General features: G+C 42.8%; 1 protein-coding gene. It reads right to left on the bottom strand.

Translation table 11 applies throughout. From position 1 onward, the window contains the following. Positions 1 to 615: ATP phosphoribosyltransferase regulatory subunit (locus tag A3729_RS12570; protein WP_197475836.1), on the bottom strand; the 615-nt coding region annotated here is incomplete at both ends.

Below are 615 nucleotides of genomic sequence, written 5' to 3'. Positions count from 1 at the left end.
AATTCTCTGCAGCTCAGCAATAGCGGAAACAATACCTTCGTTAGCGCTTAGCTTTAAACGCTCAACACTTTGACGAATTTTTTCTAGAGACTCAACACCACCACTTAGGTTGGCAATATCTCTAATAAGTAAAATTATCTCTTTATTTGCATCATCTGCTTGAGCTAAAGCGTCCAATTCAGGTATAGATTTTCGACTAAGTGCATCAAACACTTTAATTTCAGTACTTTCATCAAAGCTTGCAGATTCTAACAGCCCTCGGTAAATTCCGACATGCGCCAGATCAATATGTATACGACCTACCTGAGCGGCATTTAGCGTATCTAGCATCAAAGAAATTACTTCAAGGTCTGCCGCCTGGCTTTTCTCACCGAATAATTCACAGCCAATTTGCATCGGACAGCGGTTAGTAAGCATGTGTGCAGGTCTAGTATGTAGCACGGTGTCTGCATAGCATAGTCGGCTAATACCGTTAGTTTTAAGCATATGCGAGTCAATTCTTGCTACCTGAGGCGTTATATCAGAGCGTACCCCCATCAAACGGCCTGTGAGCTGATCGGTCACCTTAAACGTCTGTAAATCTAACTCGTTTCCAGTCCCCGTCAACAATGACTC

The sequence above is a fragment of the Oleiphilus sp. HI0043 genome, from assembly GCF_001634935.1.
The sequence above is the reverse complement of the archived record's forward strand: the minus strand, read 5'-3'. Positions and strand labels throughout refer to the sequence as shown.